The sequence below is a fragment of the Nostoc cf. commune SO-36 genome, from assembly GCF_023734775.1.
GTDB lineage: Bacteria > Cyanobacteriota > Cyanobacteriia > Cyanobacteriales > Nostocaceae > Nostoc > Nostoc commune_A.
Map to the genome: position 1 here is coordinate 2,903,292 of NZ_AP025732.1, position 24,783 is coordinate 2,928,074.

Annotated in this window: 25 protein-coding genes and 3 pseudogenes; 12 read left to right on the forward strand and 16 right to left on the reverse strand. The window is 41.2% G+C overall.

The features are described 5' to 3' along the window. Window positions 1–93: 93 nt before the first annotated feature. The 6 genes and pseudogenes from ANSO36C_RS12835 to nifD all read left to right on the forward strand — a co-directional run bounded on the left by ANSO36C_RS12835 (window position 94) and on the right by nifD (window position 6,137). Window positions 94–450: a 4Fe-4S binding protein gene (locus tag ANSO36C_RS12835; protein ID WP_251959841.1), complete on the forward strand. Its 357-nt coding sequence runs from the start codon at window positions 94–96 to the stop codon at window positions 448–450. A gap of 37 nt (window positions 451–487) precedes the next feature. Further along, a pseudogene (nifS, locus tag ANSO36C_RS12840) lies at window positions 488–1,695 on the forward strand (cysteine desulfurase NifS). A gap of 124 nt (window positions 1,696–1,819) precedes the next feature. Further along, entirely contained in the window at window positions 1,820–2,719 is a 900-nt protein-coding gene (gene nifU / locus ANSO36C_RS12845; RefSeq protein WP_094349931.1) for a Fe-S cluster assembly protein NifU, read from the forward strand. 222 nt (window positions 2,720–2,941) lie between these two features. Beyond that, window positions 2,942–3,300, forward strand: a pseudogene (locus ANSO36C_RS12850) (globin domain-containing protein). 350 nt (window positions 3,301–3,650) lie between these two features. Then, window positions 3,651–4,544: a nitrogenase iron protein gene (gene nifH, locus ANSO36C_RS12855; protein ID WP_251959842.1), complete on the forward strand. Its 894-nt coding sequence runs from the start codon at window positions 3,651–3,653 to the stop codon at window positions 4,542–4,544. A gap of 150 nt (window positions 4,545–4,694) precedes the next feature. Beyond that, entirely contained in the window at window positions 4,695–6,137 is a 1,443-nt protein-coding gene (gene nifD / locus ANSO36C_RS12860; protein WP_251959843.1) for a nitrogenase molybdenum-iron protein alpha chain, read from the forward strand. 350 nt (window positions 6,138–6,487) lie between these two features. On the opposite strand, the gene ANSO36C_RS12865 is transcribed toward nifD, so the two are convergent. The 4 genes from ANSO36C_RS12865 to ANSO36C_RS12880 form a co-directional block, all read right to left on the reverse strand. After that, window positions 6,488–6,907, reverse strand: a complete 420-nt coding sequence (locus ANSO36C_RS12865; protein ID WP_251959844.1) for a hypothetical protein — start codon at window positions 6,905–6,907, stop codon at window positions 6,488–6,490. Window positions 6,908–7,271: 364 nt separating this feature from the next. After that, window positions 7,272–7,418, reverse strand: a complete 147-nt coding sequence (locus tag ANSO36C_RS12870; RefSeq protein ID WP_251959845.1) for a PIN domain-containing protein — start codon at window positions 7,416–7,418, stop codon at window positions 7,272–7,274. Continuing rightward, entirely contained in the window at window positions 7,408–7,746 is a 339-nt protein-coding gene (locus ANSO36C_RS12875) for a type II toxin-antitoxin system RelE/ParE family toxin (RefSeq protein WP_251959846.1), read from the reverse strand. The genes ANSO36C_RS12870 and ANSO36C_RS12875 overlap by 11 nt, the downstream gene beginning before the upstream one ends. Beyond that, complete coding sequence (locus ANSO36C_RS12880) at window positions 7,730–7,993, reverse strand: hypothetical protein (RefSeq protein WP_251959847.1); 264 nt, start codon at window positions 7,991–7,993, stop codon at window positions 7,730–7,732. Before ANSO36C_RS12880 ends, ANSO36C_RS12875 begins: the two co-directional genes overlap by 17 nt. A gap of 408 nt (window positions 7,994–8,401) precedes the next feature. Between ANSO36C_RS12880 and ANSO36C_RS12885 the strand changes: the two genes are divergently transcribed. Then, on the forward strand, window positions 8,402–8,674 hold the full coding sequence (locus ANSO36C_RS12885; RefSeq protein WP_251959848.1) for a DUF433 domain-containing protein: 273 nt from the start codon (window positions 8,402–8,404) through the stop codon (window positions 8,672–8,674). Continuing rightward, a complete protein-coding gene (locus ANSO36C_RS12890) occupies window positions 8,671–8,937 on the forward strand; it encodes a DUF5615 family PIN-like protein (RefSeq protein WP_251959849.1) in 267 nt (88 codons plus the stop codon). The genes ANSO36C_RS12885 and ANSO36C_RS12890 overlap by 4 nt, the downstream gene beginning before the upstream one ends. Before the next feature lie 450 nt (window positions 8,938–9,387). Here ANSO36C_RS12890 and ANSO36C_RS12895 read toward each other — a convergent pair whose 3' ends face one another. The 10 genes and pseudogenes from ANSO36C_RS12895 to ANSO36C_RS12945 form a co-directional block, all read right to left on the reverse strand. Beyond that, window positions 9,388–9,588: a hypothetical protein gene (locus ANSO36C_RS12895; protein WP_251959850.1), complete on the reverse strand. Its 201-nt coding sequence runs from the start codon at window positions 9,586–9,588 to the stop codon at window positions 9,388–9,390. Then, window positions 9,575–9,823, reverse strand: coding sequence for a PIN domain-containing protein (locus ANSO36C_RS12900; RefSeq protein ID WP_251959851.1), 249 nt, complete (start codon window positions 9,821–9,823; stop codon window positions 9,575–9,577). Before ANSO36C_RS12900 ends, ANSO36C_RS12895 begins: the two co-directional genes overlap by 14 nt. Before the next feature lie 69 nt (window positions 9,824–9,892). After that, window positions 9,893–10,060: a PIN domain-containing protein gene (locus tag ANSO36C_RS12905; RefSeq protein ID WP_251959852.1), complete on the reverse strand. Its 168-nt coding sequence runs from the start codon at window positions 10,058–10,060 to the stop codon at window positions 9,893–9,895. A gap of 320 nt (window positions 10,061–10,380) precedes the next feature. After that, window positions 10,381–10,764 (reverse strand): hypothetical protein, encoded by a 384-nt coding sequence (locus tag ANSO36C_RS12910; RefSeq protein ID WP_251959853.1) that lies wholly within the window; start codon window positions 10,762–10,764, stop codon window positions 10,381–10,383. A 165-nt stretch (window positions 10,765–10,929) separates the two neighbouring features. Further along, complete coding sequence (ppk2, locus tag ANSO36C_RS12915) at window positions 10,930–11,853, reverse strand: polyphosphate kinase 2 (protein WP_251959854.1); 924 nt, start codon at window positions 11,851–11,853, stop codon at window positions 10,930–10,932. 399 nt (window positions 11,854–12,252) lie between these two features. After that, window positions 12,253–13,065: a DUF4041 domain-containing protein gene (locus ANSO36C_RS12920; protein ID WP_251959855.1), complete on the reverse strand. Its 813-nt coding sequence runs from the start codon at window positions 13,063–13,065 to the stop codon at window positions 12,253–12,255. After that, window positions 13,049–13,633: a DUF4041 domain-containing protein gene (locus tag ANSO36C_RS12925; RefSeq protein ID WP_251959856.1), complete on the reverse strand. Its 585-nt coding sequence runs from the start codon at window positions 13,631–13,633 to the stop codon at window positions 13,049–13,051. Before ANSO36C_RS12925 ends, ANSO36C_RS12920 begins: the two co-directional genes overlap by 17 nt. 108 nt (window positions 13,634–13,741) lie before the next feature. Next, window positions 13,742–14,955: pseudogene (locus ANSO36C_RS34860) on the reverse strand (ISAzo13 family transposase). Between the two features lie 206 nt (window positions 14,956–15,161). Then, window positions 15,162–15,311 (reverse strand): ATP-binding protein, encoded by a 150-nt coding sequence (locus ANSO36C_RS12940; protein ID WP_251959857.1) that lies wholly within the window; start codon window positions 15,309–15,311, stop codon window positions 15,162–15,164. Window positions 15,312–15,540: 229 nt separating this feature from the next. Beyond that, a complete protein-coding gene (locus ANSO36C_RS12945; protein WP_251959858.1) occupies window positions 15,541–16,119 on the reverse strand; it encodes a hypothetical protein in 579 nt (192 codons plus the stop codon). Window positions 16,120–16,284: 165 nt separating this feature from the next. Here ANSO36C_RS12945 and ANSO36C_RS12950 point away from each other — a divergent pair, with 165 nt between their 5' ends. Next, window positions 16,285–16,938 carry a TraX family protein gene (locus ANSO36C_RS12950; protein ID WP_251959859.1) on the forward strand — a complete coding sequence of 218 codons (654 nt, stop codon included), beginning with the start codon at window positions 16,285–16,287 and terminating at the stop codon, window positions 16,936–16,938. A 501-nt stretch (window positions 16,939–17,439) separates the two neighbouring features. Continuing rightward, window positions 17,440–18,399 (forward strand): orange carotenoid protein N-terminal domain-containing protein, encoded by a 960-nt coding sequence (locus ANSO36C_RS12955; protein ID WP_251959860.1) that lies wholly within the window; start codon window positions 17,440–17,442, stop codon window positions 18,397–18,399. 1,011 nt (window positions 18,400–19,410) lie between these two features. Here ANSO36C_RS12955 and ANSO36C_RS12960 read toward each other — a convergent pair. Beyond that, the gene (locus ANSO36C_RS12960; RefSeq protein ID WP_251959861.1) at window positions 19,411–20,295 is read right to left on the reverse strand and encodes a glycoside hydrolase family 75 protein; all 885 of its coding nucleotides are present in this window, start codon (window positions 20,293–20,295) and stop codon (window positions 19,411–19,413) included. A gap of 295 nt (window positions 20,296–20,590) precedes the next feature. Further along, on the reverse strand, window positions 20,591–21,778 hold the full coding sequence (locus tag ANSO36C_RS12965) for a calcium-binding protein (RefSeq protein WP_251959862.1): 1,188 nt from the start codon (window positions 21,776–21,778) through the stop codon (window positions 20,591–20,593). 158 nt (window positions 21,779–21,936) lie between these two features. Between ANSO36C_RS12965 and ANSO36C_RS12970 the strand changes: the two genes are divergently transcribed. Both ANSO36C_RS12970 and ANSO36C_RS12975 read left to right on the forward strand, forming a co-directional pair. Beyond that, complete coding sequence (locus ANSO36C_RS12970; RefSeq protein WP_251959863.1) at window positions 21,937–22,125, forward strand: hypothetical protein; 189 nt, start codon at window positions 21,937–21,939, stop codon at window positions 22,123–22,125. Window positions 22,126–22,550: 425 nt separating this feature from the next. Continuing rightward, window positions 22,551–24,746, forward strand: coding sequence for a sensor histidine kinase (locus tag ANSO36C_RS12975; protein WP_251959864.1), 2,196 nt, complete (start codon window positions 22,551–22,553; stop codon window positions 24,744–24,746). Window positions 24,747–24,783: the final 37 nt, after the last annotated feature.

The following is a 24,783-nucleotide window of genomic DNA, read 5'->3' on the forward strand; positions in this document are numbered from 1 at the left end:
GGCATGGGGCATGGGATAAGAATTATCCTCAATGCCCTCCCCTAAACCCAATCCTCAATGCCCAATCCCCCATTCCCAAAAGGAGAATAAATCATGGCTTACCAAATTCTTACTAGCCAGTGTATTTCCTGCAATCTCTGTCTAACGGTATGTCCCACAAATGCAATTAAAGTGGTTGATGGACAGCACTGGATTGACCCTGAACTTTGTACAAATTGTGTTGGTAGCATTCATACCGTCCCTCAGTGCAAAGCTGGTTGTCCCACCTGCAACGGTTGCGTTAAGCAGCCTAGCGATTATTGGGAAGGCTGGTTTGCTAATTACAACCGCGTAGTCGCTAAATTAACAAATAAACAAGATTACTGGGAACTTTGGTTTCAAAGCTATTCTCAGAAATACTCAGAACAGTTGCAAAAGCGCCAATCCCAAACAATGGGTGCAGAAGCTTAAATAATTCGTAATTCTTAATTCCTAATTGAAGACAACAATGCAAAATAACTGCATCTATCTCGATAATAATGCCACCACTAAGGTAGACCCAGAAGTTATAGAGGTAATGCTACCTTACCTCACAGATTATTACGGCAATCCCTCCAGTATGCATACCTTTGGTGGGCAAGTCGGTAAAGCAGTGAGAACAGCAAGAGAACAACTTGCAGCCATCCTGGGAGCCGATGAGTCTGAAATTGTCTACACAAGTTGTGGAACTGAGGGAGATAACGCCGCGATTCGAGCCGCACTGCTAGCGCAACCAGAAAAGCGACACATCATCACCACCCAAGTTGAACATCCAGCAGTACTCAATGTCTGCAAACAATTAGAAACCCAAGGTTATAGTGTTACCTATCTATCAGTAAATAATCAAGGGCAGCTGGATCTAGATGAACTAGAAGCTTCCTTGACGGGTAACACCGCCCTGGTGACAATTATGTATGCTAATAACGAAACTGGGACGATTTTCCCGATTGAACAAATTGGGTTGCGCGTCAAAGAATATGGCGCTATCTTCCATGTAGATGCGGTGCAAGCAGTGGGAAAAATCCTTCTGAACATGAAGACTAGCACCATCGATATGTTAACCTTGTCTGGTCACAAGCTGCACGGGCCAAAAGGAATTGGTGCTTTATATATCCGGCGCGGAGTTCGGTTCCGTCCTTTTATTCTTGGGGGACACCAAGAACGCGGACGTAGGGCGGGAACAGAAAATGTTCCAGCAATTATCGCCTTGGGCAAAGCTGCGGAACTAGAACTGCTACACTTAGAAGAAGCGATCGCAAAAGAAAGAAGCTGCGCGATCGCCTGGAACAAACTTTACTTGCTACAATTCCCGATTGTGTAGTCAACGGGGACGTTACGCAGAGATTGCCTAACACCACAAATATCGGCTTCAAGTACATCGAAGGTGAAGCAATTCTACTGTTATTAAACAAATACGGTATCTGTGCATCATCCGGTTCTGCTTGCACCTCCGGTTCTCTGGAACCTTCCCACGTCCTGCGGGCAATGGGCTTACCCTACACAACTTTGCACGGTTCAATTCGCTTCAGTCTTTGTCGCTACACCACAGAAGCAGAAATCGATCGAGTAATAGAGGTAATGCCCGCTATTGTAGAACGTTTACGCGCCCTCTCACCCTTCAAAAATGATGATTCAAGTTGGTTGCAAGGACAAGAACAAGCACTAGCGCATCGTTAATTAGGGAATAGGGACTGGGGATTAGGGACTGGTGACTAGGGACTAGGGAAGAATTTTCCCAATCCCCAGTACCCAGTACCAATCCCCCAATCTAAAATCCAAAATCTAAAATCTAAAATTCATTATGTGGGACTACACCGATAAAGTATTAGAACTGTTTTACGATCCCAAGAATCAGGGAGAAATTGAAGAAACGGGCGAAGCTGGAGTTAAGGTTGCAACGGGCGAAATCGGTAGTATTGCTTGCGGCGATGCTCTGAGATTGCACCTGAAAGTGGAAGTAGAATCTGATAAGATTCTAGATGCTCGCTTTCAAACCTTTGGTTGTACTAGTGCGATCGCATCTTCTAGTGCATTAACTGAAATGGTCAAAGGTTTAACCTTAGATGAAGCTCTGAAAGTGTCCAATAAAGACATTGCAGATTACCTTGGTGGTTTGCCAGAAGCAAAGATGCATTGCTCTGTCATGGGACAAGAAGCCCTAGAAGCCGCTATCTACAATTATCGTGGCATTCCTCTCGCTACCCACGATGATGATGATGAAGGTGCATTAGTTTGCAGTTGCTTTGGCATCAGCGAATCTAAAATTCGTCGCGTGATTCTAGAAAATCACCTCACGGATGCCGAACAAGTAACAAATTATGTAAAAGCTGGTGGCGGATGCGGTTCCTGTCTGGCGAACATTGATGATATTATTAGATCAGTTCAACAGGAATACGCCTCACCTGCTCTCAACAATTACGGCGTAAAAGTTGCCACAGAAATTGTTACATCTAAGGAACGAGCGCTAACAAACGTCCAAAAGATTGCTCTAATTCAAAAGGTTCTTGATGAAGAAGTCAGACCCGTACTCATTGCAGACGGGGGAGATGTAGAACTCTATGATGTAGAAGGCGATCGCGTTAAAGTTGTACTGCAAGGTGCTTGCGGTTCCTGTTCTAGTAGTACAGCAACTCTAAAAATTGCGATCGAAGCCAGATTACAAGATCGTGTCAGCAAGAGCCTTGTAGTCGAAGCAGTTTAGGAATTGCTGTAGGACTTAACGTATTCTACAAATACGCCCTAATATGCATTCAGCCAGGAACAAAAAGTAGGATTTGAACCATATAATTGTCTCCACATCAATGCTTCAATCCTACCGACAACCAATAGCTAAATTAGCTATGACGGCTAACAGCATATAGGCAAAAAGATTAAGCGCCTACTTGCAAATTTCATCATCCAACTCGCTTCAAAGGAACAGGATATGAGTACATTGTACGACAACATTGGTGGACAACCAGCTATTGAACAAGTAGTAGATGAACTCCACAAACGCATTGCCGCCGACAGCCTCCTCAATCCCATTTTTGCTGGTACAGACATGGCAAAGCAACGCAATCATCTAGTTGCTTTCTTAGCTCAAATATTTGAAGGGCCAAAGCAATACGGCGGTCGTCCAATGGACAAAACCCACGCAGGAATGAACCTACAGCAACCACACTTCGATGCGATCGGCCAAGTCATCTCGGTGAAGCAATGGCTGTGCGTGGCGTGTCAGCAGATGACACCAAAGCTGCACTAGAACGCGTCACAAAAATGAAGGGCGCTATTTTGAACAAGTAATAGAGACTTATGCATTGATTGTTGACAAATAACAACATCAAGTCCTATGGAATCTTGCAAGCTGAAACACATTATGACGTATTTGTAAATTGCGTATTTTTCTTTGTTCTTTGTCAAAACAAATGACAAAGGACAAAGGACAAAAAACCAAAAGAAAAAAATTTTAACGAGGAAGATCGATGAACTTACTGTCAATAATTTTGGCTGTGGAGCGATCGCCCCCAGCAGGCATTTATGCCAACTGTACCAACGATGCTCTACACGCGCTCACTACTGTCGCTCAACTGGCGTGAACGCAACTGACAAACGCACAGACCCATCAACCAACCAATTGCAGGGAAACACGAATCATGACAGAAGAAAAGATTAGACAGATAGCTTTCTACGGTAAGGGTGGTATTGGTAAATCTACCACTTCCCAAAACACCTTAGCAGCTATGGCAGAAATGGGTCAACGCATCCTCATCGTCGGTTGCGACCCTAAAGCTGACTCCACCCGTTTGATGCTGCACAGCAAAGCTCAAACAACCGTTCTTCACCTCGCAGCAGAACGTGGTGCAGTAGAAGATATCGAACTCGAAGAAGTAATGTTAACCGGTTTCCGTGACGTTCGTTGCGTAGAATCTGGTGGGCCAGAACCCGGTGTAGGTTGCGCCGGTCGTGGTATTATCACCGCCATCAACTTCTTAGAAGAAAATGGTGCTTACCAAAACCTAGACTTCGTATCTTACGACGTATTAGGTGACGTTGTGTGCGGTGGTTTCGCAATGCCTATCCGTGAAGGCAAGGCACAAGAAATCTACATCGTAACATCAGGTGAAATGATGGCGATGTATGCTGCTAACAACATCGCTCGTGGTGTTCTTAAGTATGCTCACACCGGTGGCGTGCGTTTGGGTGGTTTGATTTGTAATAGCCGTAACACAGACCGAGAAATCGAACTAATCGAAACCTTGGCAAAACGGTTGAACACCCAAATGCTTCACTTCGTACCCCGTGACAACATCGTTCAACACGCAGAATTGCGCCGGATGACTGTTAACGAGTACGCACCAGAAAGTAACCAAGCTAACGAATACCGCACATTGGCTACAAAGATCATCAACAACAAGAAGCTAGATATTCCTACACCCATCGAAATGGAAGAACTAGAAGAATTGTTGATTGAATTCGGTATCCTCGAAAGCGACGAAAACACTGCAATGCTAGTTGGTAAGAGTGCTGCTGAAGCTCCTGTAGTATAATTCGCTGCTAATAAATAACGCTTTAGCACAAGGAAAAAGGAAGAGTTTCATATCTTCCCTTTTATCCTCTCCCTTCCATCTCCCCCCTAATCTTAGAGGGGACTCCTAGTCCCCCTATGTCCCGATCCTTACGAGTCACAGAGGCTAAATATGACACCTCCAGAAAATCAAAACATCATCGAAGAAAGAAAAGAACTAATTAAAGAAGTTCTAGAAGCTTACCCCGACAAAGCTAAGAAAAAACGGGAAAAGCACTTAAATGTATACGAAGAAGGTAAGTCTGACTGCGGCGTTAAGTCTAACGTTAAATCCCTTCCTGGGGTAATGACCGCTCGTGGTTGTGCTTACGCCGGTTCTAAAGGTGTGGTTTGGGGTCCTATTAAGGACATGATCCACATCAGCCACGGGCCTATTGGTTGCGGTTATTATTCTTGGGCTGGTCGTCGTAACTACTACATCGGCACCACAGGTATTGACTCCTTTGGTACCATGGACTTCACCTCTGACTTCCAAGAAAGAGATATCGTTTTTGGTGGAGACAAGAAACTTACCAAGCTCATCCAAGAAATTGATGTACTTTTCCCCCTCAACCGTGGTGTTTCCATTCAATCAGAATGCCCCATCGGTCTAATTGGGGATGACATCGAAGCTGTTGCTCGGAAGACATCGAAAGAAATTGGCAAGCCAGTTGTACCTGTGCGTTGCGAAGGCTTCCGGGGTGTTTCCCAATCTTTGGGACACCACATTGCTAACGACATGATTCGTGACTGGGTTTTCACCAAATCCGACCAAGCCAAGAAAGACGGTACACTCAAGTTTGAAGATACCCCTTATGACGTAGCCGTTATCGGTGACTACAACATCGGTGGAGATGCTTGGGCTAGCCGCATCCTGTTAGAAGAAATCGGCTTGCGCGTAGTCGCTCAGTGGTCAGGTGATGGCACCCTCAACGAAATGTTGATGACCCCCAATGTGAAGATGAACCTCATCCACTGTTACCGGTCGATGAACTACATCAGCCGTCACATGGAAGAAGCTTACGGTATACCCTGGTTAGAATACAACTTCTTCGGCCCCACCAAGATTGCTGAATCTTTACGGGAAATCGCTTCCAAGTTTGACGAAACAATCCAAGCAAACGCTGAGAAAGTTATCGCCAAGTATCAGCCAACAATGGATGCGGTAGTTGCTAAGTATCGCCCCCGCTTGGAAGGTAAGACTGTCGCCATCATGGTTGGTGGTCTACGTCCTCGCCACGTTGTCCCAGCTTTCCTAGACTTGGGCATGAAGATGATAGGTACTGGTTATGAGTTCGCTCATAACGATGACTACAAACGTACTGCTGGCTACATCGAAAACGGCACCATCGTTTATGACGACGTTACCGCTTACGAATTCGAGGAATTTATCAAAGCGCTGAAGCCTGATTTGGTAGCTTCTGGTGTGAAAGAGAAGTACGTCTTCCAAAAGATGGGTCTTCCTTTCCGTCAAATGCACTCTTGGGATTACTCCGAACCTAGCGATCGCTCCTCAACATCATATAATGCAAGGTTTTTTCGCGGCGGGAGAATAAAGAGCCTATTTCTAGCCTAAATGCAAGTTGCACGGTTATTTAGGAACAATCTGTTTTTATGCTTCAGACAGTATAACTCTTATGGAGTCTGGTTTTTAGGATTTGCTGGCATTTTGCTTAAATAATAACTGTAAAATGAAAGACTATTTTTAATAACGATTTTTTAGATTAAATGGTGCGATCGCTTTGAAGAGGAGGCAAGTTAGGCGATCGTGGATAGGGCGATGGGGGAGATGCGATAACCTCAGTTCGCAGGAGCAATAGCACTAACTACCTAACTTATGGCAAGTAACTTCTTCTATCATTAGAAGTAATCACCTGTCTGGTGTAGTATGCATTATGAAGTTAAAAACAAATTTAAGGTCAAAATTTAGTAACGTGGATCGTAATCATCTCTCCAATCCCCACCCAGATATAGACCGCCATACTCTAATGAGTCGCCATAATTCGTTACTGAAGAAATTTCATTAGAAAATGTAAATCCAAGCTTCTCTCGCCATTCTTCAAGCACTGTATATTCCATCTTTCCATCAAAGTACAACACCTTAGCTGCATCAAGAAAAGAGTTTACAAGTTGCTTATTAGTTGCTAACGATATTTCTTGTGGGCGGTTCAATAATTGAAGTATAATGTCTGGAACTTGTATCAGTTTGTTAAACTGTGACTGATTTAGTCTAAATACTTGACTATTTATTTGTAATTCATATTCATTATTTAAAATAGTAATTAATTCTCCTATCACTCCTGTATTTGGAGATGCAAAAAAATCGCCAACTTTAACTGAATTCATAATATTTTGTTGACTACTGAGAGTTATAAAGATACTAGAGCTAAAAAAAGTGGCATTTATATAAAAGCTGCGTCAACTATAAAATTTAGTTGCTTTTGAAGTTCTATCAATTTTTGGTATTTCAGTATCGTTTAGCAAATGCATCTTTATAAAGATAATACCCAAAAAGTAGGCTTTTTGATCACTTAATTATACTGATTTTTTCTAGATATATATCAGTATTAGCAACTAGGTTAAATTAAGGTTTTTGGGCTTTTTGATGCTACCAGTAATTTTTTTATATTACCAATATCTTGCTATTTACAAAATTTTTGACGACAAGTAGAGCGTTGTTGCGATGTCTGCGACGGGCTACGCCTACGCATTAAACCGTCCACTCCTCAATTAACAATCCGGGTATCTTGCTGAAATCCCGATGATTGCGCGTTAATAAAACTAATTTACGAGATAGTGCGATCGCAGTAAAAGAAGTAGAGTGTTGTTGCGATCGCCTTGAAATCCTAAACTCCACCTTCTAGCTCGTCTAGGTCATTTATTGTCAGTGGTGCTTGAGCAGTATGACGCACATACAACACATAAACTGTGGTATCTCGAATTGCAAAAAGCACTCGATATACATTTTTGACTTTCCCATAAAGGAGTTGGCGTACTTCTTCTGGGAAAATCTCATGTTCGACTGCTAAGGTACAGCGTTGAGGCTTCTCTTGTAGCGTAGCAATCGCATTCATCAATCCTCGAAACCAGCGATCCGCAAATTCAGGATTTTGCTCTCGATACCAGCGATATGCTTGCTCAATCTGAGCTTCCGCAATTGGGGTAATCTCAACTTGAAATGCCATACTTTTGCTGCATTTCTTGAACGAAATCCCCAATAGGGCGAGTTTGACCAGCGTTGAGTTCCTCAAAGCCTTGTCCAATACCTGCAATTGTCTCTAACTGATCAATCAATTGGCGTAGTTTAGTTGGATCGATTTTGCTAGGATTGAGAAAGGTTACGAGAACTTGGGAGCGATCGCTAATATCTTGCGGTAGCTCAGTTAGCTGAATTTGCCCATCCTGATAAATGCCTTCGATGGTTCTGATCATAAGTTGCATCTAGGTTGGTATTTCCTTAATTCTACCAACTAGCGTTAGAGAACTGTCACACCTGAAATTGTAAATTAGAGTAGGGGGTAGCAACTCCCTCAAGCCTAATTAAAAATGATTTAATTGCTTTTATGAGCGATAGCCTTTAAAGATTATCTGTGAGATAGACAAGAAGTAGACCATTGTTGCGATCGCCCTGACTCGACAATAAACTAGGCGATGTCTACGACGGGCTGTTCGGTGTCGCATTCAACCGTCCAATCCTCAGTACTTAGCCCAAATCCCGATGGTTGCGCGTTAGTGAAACTAATTTACGGGATAGTGCGATCGCAGTAACACTACACTTCGTTGCACCGAGATGTGAAGCTGTTTTAGACTTAGAAAGATTCTATGTAGTTTATAATCACCATGAGCTATCACGACATTATTACAATTGAACCGGACAAGCGAGGTGGTAAGCCTTGTATTAGAAGGATGCGAATCACCGTGTACGATGTTCTCGGCTGGTTAGCAGCTGGTATGTCTCATGGAGAGATATTAGACGATTTCCCTGAATTAACAGAAGAAGATATTAGGGCAAGTCTAGAGTTTGCTGCTGATCGTGAACATCGTTTAGTTGCTTCTCTACAAAACGCTACGCATAGCTTGCTTCCCCCCAGGGATACGGTAGGTGGTGTTTGAAGCTGCTTTTTGATCAAAATTTGAGTCGCAAGCTGGTAACTCAATTAGCAGACGTTTTCCCTGATTCCAGTCACGTTCAGTTTCATGGGCTGGAAGTGAAGACTGATACTGAAATATGGGAATTTGCTAAAACTAATGACTTTTGCATCGTAACTCAAGATGTAGACTTAGCCGCTTGTACGGTTCTCCGCCTAAAGTTGTATAGCTACGTTGCGGAAATGCACCAACAAAACAAGTTGAATCTCTACTTCGTTCTGGCGTAGAGGTAATTCAAAAATTACTCAATAATCCAAGTTTGCATTGTCTAGAATTGTACTAAGCCTTTCCTTTTGAGGGATTCTGTACTGAGATGCACAAAAAGTAGACCGTTGGTGTTATGTCTACGACGGGCAGCTCTTGGAGACGTTACGCGTTAAGCGAAGCTTTTACGCCTACGCATTCTTCGGCAACCAGGTTGCGATCGCGTACCCGCCATGAACCGGTGGCGATCGCGTGATGAGGGGATGCGATGTCTACGACGGGCTGCGCCTACGCATTAAACTGTCCAATCTTCTATTAACAATCCGGCTACTTTGCTAAAATCCCGATGATTGCGCGTTAATAAAACTAATTTACGAGATAGTGCGATCACTCAATAGCCCGTCGTAGACATCGCAGTAACATTCTCAATCATCCTACGGTGATAGATTTGAAAACTTGATTAGCGATCGCTTCTATGGTTCGGCTTCAAAACCTTGTTGTAGTGAGGATTCTAAAACTTTTGTATGCTGCTCTTTGTAATGAATAAGATGGGGATATTGCTTCTGAAGTTCAATGTAGTAATTCACCAATTTATCAGGATTATGTCCATTTTCCTGAGATATTATGTGGCGAATTTTACGTATTTGGTTGATTGCTTCATCATTCTTCGTCATTTTGCGCTCCTATTAACTCTAATGGCGTAACTAGTGTTGGAACGTATAACCCCAGCATAACGTTTAGCCGTCGAATATGCCCAAACTTGTTGGCATTTGCCAAGTGGCGACAATTCCAAGTCAATAGAAAATCACATTTATGATACGAAGCCAGGGCAAGATGTAGTGCATCTCCAAGCGGATCGCTGGGCATCAGATGTTGCTGAATATACACTTTAACGATCTCAGCAACCACAGATTCAATCGGGACAAATAACAAGCCACTAATCAGTTTTATTGCCTCGCTCTTTCCAGGAAAGTTACCTCAATTGAGTTCATCCAACACTGCAAGACTAGTTACAAGCACATAGTTGTCACTTGCATGGCTCCACCATTCCCGTGTCCAGTCCCGCCGTGCCACCATATCAGGTTCAGTACGTGCCTCGTAATAAAAACTGGGAATGGAGGTTTCAATGTAAACTTTTGGTTTCATTGCGGTAAGAAGTGACATAAATGAACGGCTTGACTATCTTTGTTAATGACTGATATTGCAGTATTATTGTGTTTGATTTAACACCTAAGCGATATCTACGGCGGGCTGTTCGGTATCGCCCTAACTCGACAACAAATTAAGCGATGTCTACAAGGGCTGCGCCTACGCATTAAACCGTCCAATCCTCAATTAAGAATCCGGGTACTTTGCCTAAATCCCGATGATTGCGTGTTAATAAAACTGATTTACGAGATGGTGCGTAGGCGCAGCCCGTCGTAGACATCGCAATCATGCGTCAACGAAATTTAAGCACATAATAATTAGGTGTATGGCTTCAAATAGCAACGCTCACGTCGGCTCAAATGATCAGCTAGTTCTGTGAGCCTATTTTGTATATCGTTTGGTAAACTGTCAAACTGATTTGGAAACTCCATTAGAGTCAGAAATCGCTTGCATAGCTTCATACTTTGACGGCACTCATATTTGATTTTTTTGACTTCAACTAATGCTTCAAAAGTTAATGACTCACTTAAAATTAGTGTACTTATGTAAAGGGCAAAAAACGCAGCCTGCAAAGTGTTTGAGGCTTGCCAATAGGAATAATGTATGTCATCATCCTCTCGATAATTGCCAGAAGCAACCATATTAGGGTGAGTATGCTCACTCAGGAATGGAAACATGATTGTATGATCTGTGTTAGTCATTAGGTCTAACTTAAAAAGTGTCGCAAGAAGAATTTATTATCAAAATTCTGATTCTCTACAAGAGTCGGTGTTTATGCAAGACCCATAGATAAAATTCCACATACCTTTCGACTTCTCCCTATATTTAATCATTAGCGAGAAGTTGCAACACAACAATGATGTTGCTTAATACACTTGAGGGACAAAAAATTGCTCATTGCGGGGGGCGCGAACATAATCTTCAGCCACAGGTCTAGATGGAAGGTCTAAGGGAGGAGGTGTCATGTCTTCGTAAGGAACTTTGCTCAACAAATGATGAATGCAGTTGAGCCGCGCCCGTCTTTTATCATCTGCTTCAATGGTAAACCAGGGGGCTTCGGGAATATTCGTGTAAGCAAACATGGTATCTTTGGCTTTGGAATATTCTACCCAGCGATCGCGTGATTCCAAATCCATTGGGCTGAGTTTCCAGCGCCTTGCTGGATCGTGACTGCGAGAAAGAAAGCGTTTTTCTTGTTCATCATCGCTGACAGAGAACCAGTATTTGATTAAAACAATGCCCGATCGCACCAGCATTCGTTCAAATTCCGGGCAAGATTGCATGAATTCTTCATATTCTGCTTCAGTACAAAAGCCCATCACCCGTTCAACTCCGGCTCGGTTGTACCAACTGCGATCGAAAAGGACAATTTCGCCGGCTGTGGGAAGATGTTGCACGTAACGCTGAAAATACCACTGAGTTTTCTCGCGATCGGAGGGGGTTCCCAGAGCAACGACACGACAGCCACGAGGATTGAGTGGATCGGCAATGCGTTTAATTACTCCTCCTTTACCGGCAGCATCGCGCCCTTCAAATATGACGACAACCCGATAGCCAGTGTGCTTAATCCAGTATTGCATTTTGACTAGCTCAATCTGGAGTTGCTCTAGTTCAGTTTCAAAAGTCTTTTTGGGAATTTTCTTGGCAAAAGCTTCTGTGCTACCATCAAACATCCGTTTGGATTTTTTAGATTTTTTCTTGTCTTTTGCCTTTACTAGCTTTTCTACTAAGTTTGTAGCGGGTTGAACTAGACCATTATGTTGTTGGTTTTCAACTTCATCAATTGACATTGCAGCGACTCCATACTATCTAATCGGCATCATTAAAGCTTATCTATACAAGTATATATTTTAATGTGAACTGAGTGTAAATATACACCTTACGGAGTATTCCTACAGTAAAAATGTAAATTTTTATTCATCCCCTTTATAGTCAATTTCAATTTTTAATTTAATGGCAAAATGGATCAAAATATATCGAAAAGCGATCGCAGACGAACCTTTTAGCTATTTATTTCGTTGTAGTTGTTTAATTTTTTCTATCAACAGACGAACTTGAACAGCTTTGTTACGAAACCAGTCTGTTGAACAAATGCGGTAAATTTTCTAACCAAGCTTTTCAAGTACTTCTTGTAGGTTTTAATCCTTGATTTCTAAAGCTTTGAGGTTAATTCGCTTATGTGTCTATTGTTAGATTGCTGACGTTGCTCTATTCTGTTGACGCTCACGTTCTTGAGCTAGAGTCTTTCGGTAATCAACAGCCTCAGCAACTTTCGTAAAAGTTATCTCCGACCGACAGATTTTAAGTTCTACGTCTGTTTCTCGTACAACTTTGACTATTTCTTCTAGCGAAACTCGGAAAAACTCTTTTCTCTTATTCTCTTTGTTCATTCTTCTAGCGTGGAAATATCTGTGTAAGCGAGATTCAAGCTCTGGAGCATTTTCACAAAAGATCATAGCGTGAACATCAAAAGGGAAAGGAACAGAAGCATCACTTAGCTCTTTAACTCGCTCCATTGGTTCAAGCCTGCGTGTCATACCGATCTTATAGACATCTTCACCAAAGGAACCAATGTTTGAAATGATGTAGATGTGTCCAGATTTAGTCAGTTGAGCTTGAGAGATAGCCCTTTCCTTATTTGCTTCTGCCTCTGCAAGCCGCTTTTGTAACTCTTCGATTTGGCTAAAGAGTTTCTGCTGAACCTTTCCGGTCGCTGATTCTATATCTGTACGAGCTTTTTCCAGCGCCTCTTCATAACGACGCTCCTCACGTTCAGCCTCCTGTTTAGCTTTCTCAAGATCGCGTAATGCTTTTTCCTCTTCACGCATTTGTTCACGAATAGTACGCTGTTCTTCCTGTTCCTGATATTTTTTCTCTTGATATTCGTGGGTTAACCAAAGTTCTTCTAATTTGATATCTAAGTACCGTGGTGCAACCTCACAGTGTGTAGTTTGAGACAGCTTATTCAAGTCTTCATAGGTTTTTCTAATGCGATTCTCCATTGTTTTTGACGTTGCTGTACTTGACTTTTGCTACAGAGGCATCACATTCGCCATTGAAAGCGCGAAGAACCAATTTGAGAAAATTATCGGTCATTTTTTTGCCTTCTTTCACGCTACCGCCAACCGACCATTGCGTATGACAGATAGCAGCTTGCTTATCCTTAATCATTTGTTTCTGCTGGGCACGAATCTTGTCCAAGCGTTGCTTGTACTCTTCAGCCTCGTGAAAATCATACTTAGATTCGTAAAACCCGAAAGCTTCAAAAATTTCTTGCTCTTCAAGTCCTTGAAGTTGTGCCTTAAGTCCTAAGATTTTGACAGATAGTTCTCGCTCTTCTATTTCTGCCTGTTTGTCAAGTTGTTTAATTCGATCTGTCAGGACGGTGATTTGCGTATCTAGTTCTCTGGCAGTATCTTCTCTGGATATGAGTCCTCCATATTTCCGATCTACTTCTTGTAATCGCTGATCTATTTCCTTTAATCTCTGTTGAGCTACTGCATAATCGTTTTTACCTTGTTGTAGCCGTTTAGCCACCAAAGTTAGTGCAGTGGCTAATCCAATGGACACGAAAAATAATAGATATGTCATTTAGTTTTTTATAGATTTATGCAAGTATATATTGGCAAAATACTATCCAAACTGCCCTTAGGGACTTGCAAGAAAATAAAGTACCAGCTAAACAGGGACAATAGTAATATCCCATTTGGGTAATGTTTCAGAACGCTGCCATTGGGGTTGGTATTGTTCTAACTCTTGCGAGAGAACCTTGATTCCTTTGTGATATGTGGTTTGAACCAGATGTACAATGGGAGCAATTCCTTTCCAAGTCATATTGGCGGCCCATTGTGCTGCGGCGGCAACAGAATCTAAAATCGCACCATTCCAATAGTTCTCCAAGGCAGCCCAACACCGCTCTATTGGATTGTACTTGCTATGGTAAGGGGGATAATAAATCAGTCGAATTTTTAAATTAATTGCACAAGACAACTCAACCATGCGTTTGATAAATTGTGTGCGGTTACTGCGAGTAGCGGCACCGCCATCAAGATCAATCACCCACTCATCAAGTTCCAGGTAATTGTGTTGATTCTCATGCCACCAAGCGGTTAAACAATCGACGATAAAATCACTGGTTTCCGCCGACTGACCCAAGTAAATCGATAGCTGGTCATTATGTGTATTGAGAATGCCAAAGGGAACTAAGACTGATGACCACTGTGTATCGTGGTCATCAGCAGCTTTCGCCTCCATTGTCCGAGCTTTACCGCCTCTAGAAAGGTTGCCAATCTTCACCTTAGCTTTAGTATCTATAGACACTCGCAACGATTTGGGGTTTTCATCTGATGCCTGATTCTCCCGGAACACATTCTCGAAAATGGCATCAGTTTGCGGAATCTTTTTCAAGGGTTTCGTTTTTTGTGTTTTTTTAGGCGATACCCTAAGCGATTGAGAATTTCTCCACAAGTTTGACGAGATGGCAATTCGCTCTCGTTATAGCCATGAACACTTACTAATGCTTCTCTTACTGCTCTGGCACTAATGCGGGCATACAGAAAGGTCGATTGAAATTTAGGGTCGGCTTGAGCTTGAGCATCCACCAATGAACGAATATCTGCTTCTAAGTTGGGCAATACCTCAATACTATTGTGTCGTCCCCTTGCCTGATAATTCTCTACACAGACTATCCCCGTCCGCCTTTCATGCAAGCCGAGTTGCACACTCTGGCGATTCCATCCCATAACGGTTTCTGCAATGCGTGCTGAACTATCGAAGTAATCTTCGGTAACTTTTGCCATGAAATCTCGTTTGCGATTGCTAGTCAGTTTCTGTGCTGCATCTTTAAAGGTCGATTTGATGGTGTCGGTGAGCATGAATTGAGGGATTCCCATTCTAGATATTTAAACTAGGCGCGGACAGTTCACCGCTTCTTCTCTTCTAGAATGGCTGGTATTTTATTTTCTTGCAAGTCCCTTAACTTGAATTTGATCAATTTTCTCTGCAATTCGCTCCAAATTTAGCATAAAGGGATTGGGTATGGGGAAAAGTACGAAGAGAAAGACTCGTTGCAAGTTCTCACTCAAGTCCCCTTATCTCCTCATCCCCCTTTTACTGTAAGCGTAATCAAAAACTCAGTTGCCTCACCTAAAGTTGAATTAACAGCGATCGCTCCACCATGTTTTTCGACTACAATCTGATGAGCGATCGCTAATCCTGTTCCCTTACCAACGGCTTTTGTAGTATGCAAATGCTCAAAAATCTTCTTTTTGACATCATCTCAATGAGAGATGATTTTTAACGGGCTATGCCCCGCTTCTCTACAAGACGCTCCGCGTAGTTTGCTTCCTCGAAAAGGTACGTTATTAACACGCAAAGCGCAAATAAGCAAAGAATTTACTTTTAGCTTTGTTCAAAAATCTCAATTCATTTCCCAAATATGCAACGCCCAAGGAAGCTTGAGCAATCATTCTTGAGCTTCAGTCTGGAAAAGCCAAACCAGTCATGGGGTCACGGATATACAACCCTAGCGTGAGACTACGGATCGCTTCATCCCAAACGGGTATTAATTGTTCTGCTTGATCTACCCAATAATCGAATGTAATCAAGCACTGAATATTCGACCCCAAAGCAATGCAAGTGCGCGAAAAAGCTTCCCGTGGTTCTTCCTGAATGTCAATAAACTTCATCTCTGTCCAGACAATTTTGGCGGTTTGGCGCTTGACGGTAATAATTTCTCCCTTAGCAATGATGTTGCGGCTGTCGTTTTCCAGAACTTTCTTCAAGGTAGATTTTAGCGGAAACTTGCTCCAATCATTGGGTGGCAAATGGTTGAAAGATACTTCTAGACAACAATCATCGTTGGGGGGTTTTTTATCAAGGAACTTGAAGGATTTTTCTTGTGGCTCAAAAACCCAATCCTGGGGAACATTGAGACGGACAGCCCCGCGATTGGCAACAAATATTTTGTAGCCTGATGGAGATTCCCAGCGATGGTCAGGCTTTAATTCAAGCGTTTCTTTAATCCACTGGAGATTGCTTTTTTTACGCTTTGCCATAGTCTTTTTGTAGTCTCTGCTAAAGAGGACATCACAGAATAGCCCGTCGTAGACATTGCCCTCTGTGTTAATGTTATCAAATTGCTAGGATTTTGAATAACTATTATATTAAAGAAATAAAATTCTAGGGATTTTATATTAAGAATCCAAGGTAACTGTAGTGTTGTGATTAAAATTTCAGCTTTCAGCATTAAAATCTTAGCAGCAGTATTCATGGTTATGGATCATGTGTGCTATTTGCTAATGCCAGACATAGTAATCTTACACTTATTAGGGCGATTGAGCTTTCCGCTGTTTGCATGGCTTTTAGCTGAAGGCGAAAAACACACCCAAAATGTATACCGCTATGGGAGGAGACTATTAATTACAGCAATTATATCCCAACCATTTTATAGTGTTGTTTTTCAGAGATTGTCATTTAATATTCTCTTCATGCTTTTTCTTGGACTTGTGATGTTGCGCTTAGTAAAGCGTTACCCGCAATTATGGCAGCAATTAATAATTATTGGATTATGTGCAGCAGTTGCCGAGAGCCTGCGCGTTGAATATGGAGCGTATGGGATTGGAGTAATTTTCTTGATGTCCCTAACAGATAAACTCAAGCCCATAGTATGGTTGCTCTACTGGTGCAGCTTTAACTTTTTTATGTTAATAATCCTATCTGTGTTTAATATCTCTCAAAGTTGGGCAATTCTTGCAGGATTTATTGTTTTTCAATTCAATGGTAGACAAGGTTCACGAGCTAAATGGTTTTATATGTTCTACCCGGCTCACTTAATAATTTTAGGTATGATCAATTATTTAATACAGTCTAGGTAGAATTGAAGATTTGATAAGCGTGACTGTCAGATCATAGTTCAAGCCAAAGTCGGCAGCAAAAAGATTGAACCAGAGGCATTCCTTAAGCCTGCAACATATACAGTAATTAAAATAACTAATTTAAGCGATTGCAAAATTTTATTTTATTACCGAAAAATTCAAAAATCAGATATATTTATTTACATAGATGGATGCTATAGAGGCAAATATCTTACTTTAGAAAGATGCCTTTTTCAGAAAATACTTTTATTTGACTAGAAATTGAAAAATAACTAAGTAAATATACATTTTACTCAATGATATTCATCAGATAAATTTTATAAATCTTAGTCTTGTGTTAACGTTTGTCAGCTATGATGCCATAGTGAATGATAATAATTCGGATTTAGATATCTAGGGATAATTGTGTCAACCCAAGAAAAATCCCCTAGATTTATCCTCCAAGCTGCAAAATGTAGCCGAAAGTAACTACTGAATAGGTAAATCTTTAAGGTAAGAAGCATGAGTTATACTATCGAGTCTGCACGCAATATTTTCTCTAGCACTCAAGTGGCAGACGCTGTTCCAGCCACTACAGCAATGTTTGCTGAACTCAACATTGACGATCAATTAGCATTTCTTTGGTATGCCTACGCTGAACTAGGTCGTACAATTACTCCAGCTGCTCCCGGAAAAGCCAATCTGCAATTAATGGAAGGTATATTCAACGATATTAAGCAGATGTCTCATGAACAACAAACGCAGTTAATGAGAGATTTAGCGAGTAATGCTGACACTCCCATCAGCCGTTCTTATGCGTACTTTGGTGTCAATGCTAAGTTGGGATTCTGGTGGCAGTTAGGTGAGTGGATGAAACAGGGTATCGTCGCTCCTATGCCAGCTGGCTATCAAATGTCACCTCAAGTTAAAACAGTGCTAGAAGCTGTGCAGAGAATCGATCAGAGTCAGCAAATTACTGTACTACGCAATACTGTAGTAAATATGGGGTTCGATCCGTCTCTGGCTGATAACAAACAAGGAGAAGTCATAAACTTTAAGTTCCCGCGTGCATCCCTAAGTCCCCAATTTACTATTGAGGGAGTTACAGAACCAACAGTGCTGAAATACATTGAAGCTATGAATGCAGATAACTTTGAAGCTGCTGTTGCTTTATTTGCTGATAGCGGTGCGCTACAACCACCCTTCCAAAAACCAATTGTTGGCCGAGAAGCGATCACTTCCTACCTACGAGATGAAGGACAAGGGTTGGTGATGAAGCCAAGCAAAGGCGTTTCGGAAACTATCGAAGATGGTTATACACAGCATAAAATTACTGGTACGGTCGAAACTCCTTGGTTTGGAGGTAATGTTGGGATGAACATTGCTTGGCGATTTTTACTTGATCCTCAAGGTCAAATTTACTTTGTGGCTATTGATTTACTTGCTTCTCCTAAAGAACTGCTTAACCTAACTCGCAAGTAAAATTTCTTTGCTTGATTAAATTGCGCTTGTCTAAGATGATGTTTTAAAAGGGTTTTTGCTCTCATTGTTAGGAAAGCATTGCATTTTAGTACATAGCTAAAACTTTAATTTGGCGTTGTATTTAACCCACTGTAAAACTGCAAAATTCTAACTTTTGGGACTTTTAAAACATCTTCTAAGCGTCATGACGATCATCAAATAAAATCTTAATAAATGCTCGGTTTTAGCTGAACCGAGCTTTAGTTATGTTTTAGCAATTTCTAGGAGTTGTTTAGATTGCTCCCTTTAGGCACTATGTTTTGGGAGCATCCCACTTTTTTGGATGTCATTGCGAACGCAACGAAGTGGAGTGAAGCAATCGTAAAATCTCGTACTAAGAACAAAAACCATGCGATTGCTTCGTCGTTCCTCCTCGCAATGACGGTTATTCTTTAGTTGCTAAATAAAAACTGGGATCACCCCTATGTTTTGCGATCGCACTGTCATGAGGATAATCATAACTGGTCATTACAGCCCAGAAATATAGATAAAGTCAAATTTAGTTAGCAAAAGCAGCTTTTACTTATTCAAACCCCAGTTTGCTTACTCATTTTGGTGTTTTCCGCAAGCAAAAGCAGCTTTTACTTACTCAAACTCCAGTTTGCTTACTCATTTTGGTGTTTTCCGCAAGCAAAAGCAGCTTTTACTTACTCAAACTCCAGTTTGCTTACTCATTTTGGTGTTTTCCGCAAGCAAAAGCAGCTTTTACTTACTCAAACCCCAGTTTGCTTACTCATTTAAGTAATTCGCGCAATCTGCCATAATTATCCTTATGTAACAAAAGCTATTGTAGATTTGCCGGAATTCTCTCAGGTTGATCAATACGCAAGTTCTTTAAGGTAAAGAATATTAGCCGTACTGTATTACAAGGTGTAGATCATGGCTCGGAGAAAAAGAGACGTAGCACTGCTACGTCTCTACTGCAACTAAATTATTCGGTGCGATCGCACTTAATTTGCATAAGGTACACTTTTATAGTGACTTTATCCGTTCTATCCCACCCCATATTTCAAAAAGCCGTTTAGTTTCAGCTTCTATGTCTGAAGTTATTCTTGGTTGTCTATTCCCAGAACCTGGGAAAACAACATAAACAATGTCTTTGGGAATTCCTCGCCTGACTCTTGAACGCACCAATGGATCGTTCCCAAGAGCCTGAGACAGAGCTATTGAACCCTCCCCTATTTGGTTTTTAGGGCCAATGTCAGCATAAATTGCAAAAGCAAGTTTTTCGTTATTACTGTTATAAACAACTGCAAAATCTCCTAATTTAACGCCTGTAACCTTTTTCAAATCACTGTTTCCCGGAAGAACAATATATGATATCTTGCTTGAATCAACATATCTGCGTGGATCTTGTTGAACAAATCCAGAATCGAATAACGCAGTTGTAGAAATATAGTATCCAGGATATGGATCGGTGCTGCCTTGAATAAGCGGATTACCATCTTTATTGACAACTATTGCCCACCAGTTACCTGGATTTCCAGCATTTGCCAAAAAATCAATTCCTGTATCTGCTGGGTGATAAGCATTAGGCGCACCATCAGCATTAATACTCATACCTGCTTCATAAAAAATGGCAGATTCTCTCTCTGCTTGTTGAATAGGAACTCCACCAATTTTAATAAGAGTATTGATAGAAAAGGTTGTGATTGGACTAAGAAATTTTTGAGATACAAAACCTTCTAAAATTTTTCCTTCAAGAATAGTTGCAACTTTAAGCCACTTGTTATCATCAAAACTTTCAATTTTAGATACAATTTGTGATTTTGCAAGAACCCCAATTCGATTGGTATCGTCAACAATAGGTGCTGAACGTATATTTAAACTATCTGATGTAACTTTGAATTGCTGCATATTTTACTCCAATTTAAAAATTTAAATGGAACTACATTTTAAAAAGCAAATTTAGTAATGTCTATGATAGGTGTACTTAGATTATGGCGATTTTCATTTTAATCAGGATGAAGTACACCGATTGTAGAGTTATATCAATCATGGGCATTAGAAAAATAAAGGCGATCGCATGAATACGTTACATAATATTACATACAAAAAAATCCCCCAGCTTCTTAAAGGTTGAGGGGGATTTAGGTTTCAAGTTTTTAGTGCATAAGCTTTGTTTATGCAGTTATGGCGATCGCGTTCTTAATTACGCTAAATGCACTGAACCTGTATATCCTTTGAGAACTCCCAAAGAAGTACCAAATGAATTAATCAGCGTGTCATGTCCTATCCGGGTAAAGCTAGCATTTAAGCCGATGACATCTAAGCGATCGTTGCAATCAAAGCCATAAATAGTTGCAAAGCCACTACTTCCCAGAATTACTGTATCTGTTCCTTGACCCAAGTAGACTTTATCATTTCCTCCGCCTATTACCTCAACAGATGAACCAAACAGGTTTGTATCCGTACTTAAAGGATTAGGCAGAGAAACTGTTTCTCCTCGCAGATTTACTAAATCATTCCCATTTCCCACAAAAATAGTATCATCACCTGAACCAGCAAAAATTAAATCATCACCTGATCCAGACTTAATAGTGCTGTTTGTATCAATTGTAATAATTGTATCATTGCCATTACCTGTAAAAATCTTTGTATCACTTGAGCCAGGGATTCCATAAGCAAGAATAAAATCCTCGCCACAGCCAGTTTTAACCGTGGTTTCGCCATAGGGAGCGACAGCAATCTGATTGTCACCATCTCCAGCATTTATAGTTTGGTTATACAATGGCAAACCAGTAGCGAAAAAAATATAAGTTGCGATTGAAAGTTCACTAGTTATAACATCATTTCCTGAGCCTGTTTTAATGTTGGCATCTCCGCTTCCCAAAAGAATTAAGTTGTTACCTTTTCCTGCATCAATGGTTCGGTTAGCAAATCCACTTAAATAGAAAATATCGTCGCCTGCTCCGGCTGAGGCAATCACTTTTGGAATTGCCCCTAAGCCAATAATATTAGTACCATCAGCATCATATAAATAGTTCCCACCGTAATCGTCTAAAAAGTTATTTCCACTGCCTAAATTAATTTTGTAATTACCAGATCCCAAACTGACATAATCATCTCCTGCTCCAGCATCAACGATCGCACTAATCCCATCAGGATTAGAGGATAGAGGACTAGTTTGCAATACTTCCCCATTAAAAGTAGTAGAGAGGTAGATTGAGTCTATTTGCCTTGCTAGTAAAACAACATCATTGCCATCTCGTGTATTCACAACATTGTTGTTGCCTTCTACAATAAACCAGTCTGGATTAGCAGTACCGGAAACTCTTTGATTACTCTCTTGAATGACTTGTTCAGTGTAGGTAATGCCGCGAAAAACTTGGGTTGTCATAAAAATTTCCTTTATAGCTCAATACAGTTCAGTGAAACCCGAAGGCACGTATATGAGCTACTTTTCTGAAAACATGAATATAATCCGGTTAATTTGAAAAGATTTTTCTAATTGTGGTTTAAATAAATCAACAAGCCTGCAAATGACAAGCAATATGTATGCACTATGCTTGTAACTGCGATCGTCAATCAATTTTGAATACTTTATCGAACAGAATTCAGGAGTCAGGAGTCAGAATTCAGCAATGTTTTCTGTATGACTGGCAGATAGCGCGGCGTATACCCTTCGGGATGCTTCGCTTAGAGCGAGTCCGCGTACCCTTACAGGGAAGCAAGCTACGCTTTTAGCGTCTCGTAGAGAGCGTCTGAATAATCGGGTTTAAGACCCCCATCAAATTGAAAGTTTGGTGGTCTTCAAGACGCGACGCTCGTTCCTCTCTATCGCTACGCTATCAGTCGCGGGTCTGAATCCCTGACTGATTTATTCTGACTCCTGTTAGCGGATAGCTAAGGTTTAGCCCATTCTGAGTTCTGAATTCTTCTTCAACAACTAATCCAACATAATATTTAGCCGTGAGATTGGGCTGGCAGTGTTGAGGTTCAATTTATGTGCAAAGTTTAGCATATTTGATAAGATGGTGGGTTAGATTTTGCGACAACTTACCATAAAGCTACCTTTGATTTGATAAAAAAATTTAAATAAAAGTTAGTCTGTTGGCATCTTGGGAACTATAGAAGTAATTCAAATTAGGATCAACTTCCAGTTTCCAGCAATGAAGACTCATTATTTCAGCAAAGGTAAAGCGTTCCCATTACAGATTGTTCTTGTTGTTCCCTTCCTGATCCAAATTTTTGCAGCAGTCAGTTTAGTTGGTTATTTGTCCTTTAAAAATGGCCAAAGAGCAGTTAACGACTTGGCAGAACAGTTAATAGATCGTACCAGTGAGGTAGTAGATGAACACCTCAAGTCTTACCTTGCCATTCCGCAAACACTTAATCAGATTAATGCAGATGCTATCCGCAGGGGAATATTAGATGTGCGCGATCGCCAAACCCTTGGCAAGTATTTCTGGGATCAAATGCAGGCGTATGACCTGACTTATATTGGTATTGGACTAACCACAGGTGAGGGGCTGGGTGCTGCTCGTTATGATGGCAAGACAATCACCATTGATGATTGGACTGCCAACCTTCCTAATAATAATACCAACTACGCCACGGATAATCACGGTAATCGGACTCAAGTTAATAATCGTTTTACTTGGAACAATTTTAGCGAAGTTTGGTATACCCAAACCATAGCTGCTGGTAAACCCATCTGGGCAAAGATTTATACTGCAAATTTTCCAACAGCCCCCTACATTGCTGCCTCTGCCAGTCGTCCAATTTATGATGCACAAAATCGCTTGCTGGGAATGATTGCAACAGACATTCACCTGCTGAAACTCGGCGATTTTTTACGCAGTTTAGATATTAGTCAATCAGGGCGGGTGTTTCTTTTAGAACGGGATGGCACATTAATCGCCAGTTCTGGTACAGAGAAGCCTTTTGTCATTGTTAATCAAAATATCCGGCGATTGCAAGCGATCGACAGTTCTGATCCAGTAATACAGAATATCGCCAGACGCCTCCAAACCTTCGGGTTTGAATCTATCAATCAAGATATAGATTTTCGTGTTGAGGTGGAAGGAAAACAGTATTTTGTCGATGTTGTACCTTGGCGTGACAAGTATGGCTTGAATTGGCTGATGGTAGTGAGTGTGCCAGAAAACGCATTTATGGCGCAGATTAATGCCAACACGGGCATCACGATCGCGCTTTGTTTGAGTGCATTAGTTGTTGCCTCGGTAATGGGCGTATTTACCTCCCATTGGATCATACGCCCCATTCTCCGCCTGAATCGGGCAAGTGAGGCAATGGCATCTGGTAATTTAGGTCAGACAGTAGAAACTAGCAACATTCAAGAACTTAATACCCTGTCCAACTCTTTCAACCACATGGCAGGGCAATTGAACGAATCGTTTACTGCCCTAGAGAAAAGCAAAGAAGAACTAGAAGATCGGGTAGAAGAACGGACTACTGAACTCAAAAATGCATTAGAAGAATTGCAGCGTACTCAATCTCAAGTTATTCAAAGTGAAAAAATGTCAAGTCTGGGGCAACTAGTTGCTGGAGTCGCACACGAAATTAATAATCCAGTCAACTTTATTCATGGCAACCTCGTCCATGTGCAAGAATATACCCAAGATTTATTAGTACTTGTGCAATTATATCAGCAGTATAATGCTAACCCTGCTGTTGAAATTCAAACCACTGCCGAAGAAATGGATCTGGAGTTTTTGCGGGAAGATTTGCCAAAAATGTTGTCTTCCATGAAAGTTGGCACTGATCGCATTCGCCAAATTGTACTGTCGCTACGAAACTTCTCCCGTATCGATGAAGCAGAATTTAAAAGTGTTGATATTCATGAAGGCATCGACAGTACTTTAATGATTTTGCAACACCGTCTTAAAGCTAAACCAGAACAACCGGAAATTGAGGTGATAAAAGACTACGGCACTATACCTCTAGTAGAATGCTATGCCGGACAAATGAACCAGGTATTTATGAATATTTTAGTAAATGCAATTGATGCGTTAGAAGAGAATAATACCAAGTGTACCTATCAGGAGATAAAGGACAATCCCAGTCGAATTAAGATTCGCACATCAGTAGTGAACTCAAAGTGGTTAGAAATAGCGATCGCTGATAACGGAGTCGGAATTTCCCAAGAATTTCAGCAACGAATATTCGATCCTTTTTTCACCACAAAACCCATTGGCAAAGGAACCGGAATGGGTATGTCTATTAGCTACCAAATTATTACAGAAAAACATGGCGGCAAACTGGAGTGCTTCTCAAATCCTGGAGAAGGAACCGAGTTTATCATTCAGGTTCCTCTCCGGCTAAAGGTTGATGAAGCGGTTTAACTTAATTCTAATTTGGAACTGCCAAATTATCTAGCTA